Raw genomic sequence first — 4,366 nt, 5'->3', positions numbered from 1 at the left:
GCCTGTCCTGGTCCGGGTAAAGAAGGCCAGTGGCATCCGCTGGAGCTGGGCGTAGACTGCGGTACGCAGGTCGTTCATCATGTTCTCGCCGATGCCCAGCGACAGATATGCCTGCCCGACCCCGATGCCGCTGGCGACCAGCGTCACGGCCAGCATGCCGGCGGCCAGCAGGCTCAGCAGACCGATCCGTCCCTGCGGCAGCGCCACATCCAGGATCGACCGCAGCAGGAACGGCGGGACCATCCCCAGTACCGAGGACGCCGCAATCAGTCCCAGCATCACCCCAAGCCGTAGCCGGTACGGCAGGAACAGCCGGATGATCCGCGACAGCGGAACCCGGGGTGCCGAGGGCCGAGGAGATGCCGAGGACTTCACAGTCCCTCCCAATGTCGCACCATCATTCGCCTGGTCGGTCATCAGCGGAGAGTGAGAAAGCCTTCGCTCACCAACGTGCGCACCAGCGTCTTCCGGCCGGGCTGGTCCAATTCACCGGGGATCGCCTCCCCGGTGAACCAGCCGTCGCCCTGTTCCGCCACGAAGCGCACCTCGTCGGCAACCGCTGCCGGGAATCGCACCGTCTTGTTGTGGAAGTGCAGACCGGCCACGCCGTCCTCAACTGTCAACCGCCACCGCACGCCAGGGCGTCGACGGACCGGAGTGTCGGTCCCGACGAACGGAAGATCCTCCAAGTCCTGCAGGTGGTGGCGCAGCGGCGGCAGACCCATGGAGGTCAACCTGTTCACCGAGTCGGCGGTCATCGCCTCCGGCGACATCTGCTCGCGCAGTGCGTCAAGCAGCTGGGCGAAGCCGGCCTGCACGACTGCTCGCACCGCCTCGTCCCGTGCGAAGCCGACCGGCAGTGCCCGACGGAACCGCACGTCCTCGCCAACGATCCGGGTGAGCTCGTCCTGGATGGCCGAGGCCCACAGCACCGGGTGCAGGCCGATCGTCACATGCAGCGAGGCCGTCTGGTTGGCGGCACCGGAGTGGAAGGTGCCGCGGGGCAGGTAGAGCAGGTCGCCGCAGCACAGTTCAAACTCCTGAGTGGTTTCCGGCGCCGTCTTGGTCTTATCGTGCGGCACGTTGGCCATCGGGAGTTCATGCGGTGCCCCTGCCAGCCGCCATGCCTTGCTGCCGTGTACCTGGGCGATGAAGACGTCGTGGGTGTCGTAGTGCGGCAGGAATCCCCGTGACCCGGGAGGGGTGAGGTAGATGTTCATCTGGACCCGGCAGCCGAGCTCGCTCCCCAACGCCATGGCCGCCCGCTGCAGAGGCTCGTACCGTTCCTGAAGCGCGTTCACCACAATGGTGGAACCGCTGCGATAACGCTCATAGAGGATTTCCAGAGCATTGGACCTTGCGTTGCGGCCCCGGCCTGAGCTGAGTTCCGAAACGGGTGTTTCCTTGCCCTCCACGACGACACGGATTTCGTTCAGATCCGCCCCGGCCAGGGCAAGCACCTGGTCGATACCGTCCAGGGTCAGCAGGCCCGCGTAGTAGTCCGGGTCCTCTCGGTGGATGACCAGCGGCTTGCGCTCCCAGTACTCCTGCCAGAAATCAGCCACCGGAACAGGCCTGATCAAGCGCTCGAGCTCGGGAGTGGAGGCGGTGGAGGCAGAGGAGGTCGCGAGGCTTCCTGCCGGGAAGAATGTCGTCATGAGCGTTCCTTCTGATCCCTTCCAATGAGTTTGCCCGGAGTGGCCGACTGGTTGCTGGCCCGGTGCGGCGTGACCCGGGCCAGCAACCAGCCGATGTTCCAGTTGCGCAGCGTTTGCGATCAGTTACAGCGGTCCGCGTCGTTCACACCGAAGTCGTGGTGACCGGTGTCGCTGTGGCCGTTGTCGTCGTTCGACCACCTGCTGCTGCAGTCGAACGGGCTGATCACCAGTCCACTGCCGTGCGTTACAGCGATGCCCGAAGCATCCAGAGACTTCGGCATCTTGAACTCCTTACAGATCTGCCCCTGGTCAGCAGCGGTCTTCGTCGTCGAGGCCCCAGTCGTGGCCGCCGCTGTCGTTGGTGTCGAAATCGTCGTGCGGGCCCCCGTTACAGTCGAACGGGCTGACCACCAGTTCACTGCCGTGCGTTACAACGATGTCCGAAGCATCCAGAGACTTCGCCATTTCCATCCATCCTTCCGGTGTCGAAGAAAAACGCTGACATTTCCCGGCCGATGGCGTGTCGCATACACGTCATCAATCGGACAGTCGACCCGAGCAGGCGAGTTCTGCGCTCACCCGCCTGAGAAAGCGCTCGGCCCTGAGTTGAACAACACCAGAATGATCGGGACGAGCTTCCGCGTCGTTAGCGGAGAGTCCACGGCATCCTTGGCAATGCGAAGCCTCCTGGACCGCAGGGGTGGGGCTTTACGTAGATCGACGTGGAGAACGCGCTCGTGGCCGCCCTCACTAACCCAGAGCAGCTCAAGACCACGACGGACAACGGCCTCTGCCACGGGTTCGCCGGTCCTGCCCACGCTGCCACGCGTACGGCTGACGACGCCCACCCCTCGACCGCGGGAGATCTCCGCGCCGCGATCCCGGCCCTCCTGACTGCGGTCACCCCTCCGGGCCTTGACCCCGAAATCATGGCCACGGCGCTCATCCAGACGAGAAAGGTGGCCCCGGCCTACTCGACGGCGCCGCTGGCATAGCCCTGGCCGTCCTTGCGCTCAGCTCTGCCGCACCACCCCAGTCCGCCTGGGATACATACATCCTCATCGCTTGATCCACCGACCGGAGGACCACCAGGCCTCCCGACCGCTGGCAGCAGCACAACATCACCTTCGTCGACCGCGAGAGCGCCCGGCGTACCATCGCAAAGCGCCTCGGCCCCGCCCTGATCGAGGCAGAGGCCGACAGGCAACTCACCGGCCGGTGGTTCATGAACAAGTAGCCCTGACCGTTGCGTTACCTCGCGGACAAGCCCTCACCAGCCATTAAGTCGCTCCAGAGCGATCTCATTGGCGACGGCGTGGCCGTGTCGTGCCTGCCCTGTGTCTACGAGCCCGAGCCGACGCATTCGGCGGACCCGAGGCTATGGACGCAGCCTACGAACGTGTTCCACAGCGATTCCCGCCACTTGCTCACCTACCAGCCGAGTCCGATGCACGTGGGACGCCGGGAGACCGTCGTCCTGCTGGCGACCGTCATGATGCGTGGTGCTGGACTCGATTGGTTCGAACAGGGTGACGTATGGGCGAAGGTAGCGGCCCTTCGACAAGCCGCCGCCCCACAACTACCCGCACGAGCCGTCGAACTGGCTCCTGCGTCGGTGCGCACGGCGTACCGACGCCTGGCTGCAGCAGCTCCCACCCGGCGGCCGGCTCCTCGTCCACCAGCGTCTCAAGGGCACGTCTCCCGCTGCACCGCCTACGAGCAGCGCGACGGCCGGTGGGTGTCCCTCGGCAGCGAGATGTACACCTTCATGCCGCTTCGGCGGGGCATCGCTGACGACGACCGCCGAGTGATTCCGCTCAGTACGGACGGCGCCGTACGACTCCAGGCCCCGCCGGGCTCAACATCGACGCCGACACCGTCGCGGGCGTACTTGACCAGCCGCGCACCGAGGAGTGGACCGCCCTGGGGAACGGAAGCAGGGGAGTCTGCGGAGGTCAGCTTCGGTCGTCGTGTGGCCGGACCGTCTACTCGACGCGCATTCCGCTCGCCGAAGGTCCTCACCAAGACCGTGGACAAACCCGTCTTCGGCCGCTCAACGCTCCTCGGCGCCTACGCATCCGGTGTGGTATCGGGAGGCGTGTATACCGACGACGGCAGCGAGACCTACACCGCGAGCGACAGCACCTGCTCCCAGGAGACCAGGGGCGGCACCGTCCACCGCGACGACTTCATGAAGGCCTGCCTGACCAACGTCAACGACACCGCCAAGGCCGACCCAGCGCCCTGATTGGCGGCGCTTGGTGCCGACCGGCAGGTCACGTGGGCGTTGGGCGCGGCACTCCTCAACGAGGCCGCTGAGTCTTTCAGGAAGCTCGGCCTGCGATGCGTGCGCGGCGCCACCCCGCGCAGCGAACTCCCGCGCATGGTCCCCCTGTCGGCCACCGGCGCCCTCACCGATTACCGACGCGCCCGGGCCGTCTTTCTCTGCTGTCGGCCGGGATCCGGTGAACCTGCCTCCTGTTCGGCCCAGCCCTCGGCCTCTCCCACGTTGTCACGTGCCCTCTCCGGAGCACCTCTTGACCGAGATGGAATAGCCCCAGCAGTTCGGCTACGGGCATGGAAGGCTTCACCGACCAATTGCCGGGGCTGGCAATTGCTCCTAGGTCATGATGAAACTATGCAAAGCAACCATGGGGTAATCCCCGGCTCCTCGCGCCGAACCGCGGCTGCGCCGCGGGCGTGGTGCC

The 4,366-nt window shown here is 65.9% G+C and carries 5 protein-coding genes and 1 pseudogene; 2 read left to right on the top strand and 4 right to left on the bottom strand.

Going from position 1 to position 4,366, the window contains the following annotated elements:
* The 4 genes from ABZ646_RS41120 to ABZ646_RS41105 all read right to left on the bottom strand — a co-directional run.
* Window positions 1-417, bottom strand: a 417-nt coding sequence (locus ABZ646_RS41120; RefSeq protein WP_360531238.1) for an ABC transporter transmembrane domain-containing protein, incomplete at its 3' end; no start/stop codon positions are given.
* Complete coding sequence (locus ABZ646_RS41115) at window positions 417-1,658, bottom strand: cupin domain-containing protein (RefSeq protein ID WP_360531235.1); 1,242 nt, start codon at window positions 1,656-1,658, stop codon at window positions 417-419. The genes ABZ646_RS41120 and ABZ646_RS41115, both read right to left, overlap by 1 nt.
* 119 nt (window positions 1,659-1,777) lie before the next feature.
* Complete coding sequence (locus ABZ646_RS41110) at window positions 1,778-1,939, bottom strand: hypothetical protein (RefSeq protein WP_360531232.1); 162 nt, start codon at window positions 1,937-1,939, stop codon at window positions 1,778-1,780.
* Window positions 1,940-1,967: 28 nt separating this feature from the next.
* Window positions 1,968-2,123 (bottom strand): hypothetical protein, encoded by a 156-nt coding sequence (locus ABZ646_RS41105; protein WP_358976765.1) that lies wholly within the window; start codon window positions 2,121-2,123, stop codon window positions 1,968-1,970.
* A 251-nt stretch (window positions 2,124-2,374) separates the two neighbouring features.
* Here ABZ646_RS41105 and ABZ646_RS41100 point away from each other — a divergent pair.
* Window positions 2,375-2,727, top strand: a pseudogene (locus ABZ646_RS41100) (lanthionine synthetase); the annotation flags it as partial.
* Between the two features lie 1,029 nt (window positions 2,728-3,756).
* Window positions 3,757-3,906, top strand: coding sequence for a hypothetical protein (locus ABZ646_RS41095; protein ID WP_360531229.1), 150 nt, complete (start codon window positions 3,757-3,759; stop codon window positions 3,904-3,906).
* The last annotated feature ends 460 nt before the right edge of the window (window positions 3,907-4,366 follow it).

It is taken from the genome of Streptomyces sp. NPDC007162 (assembly GCF_040634175.1).
GTDB lineage: Bacteria > Actinomycetota > Actinomycetes > Streptomycetales > Streptomycetaceae > Streptomyces.
This window is presented reverse-complemented; position numbering and strand designations above follow the sequence as displayed.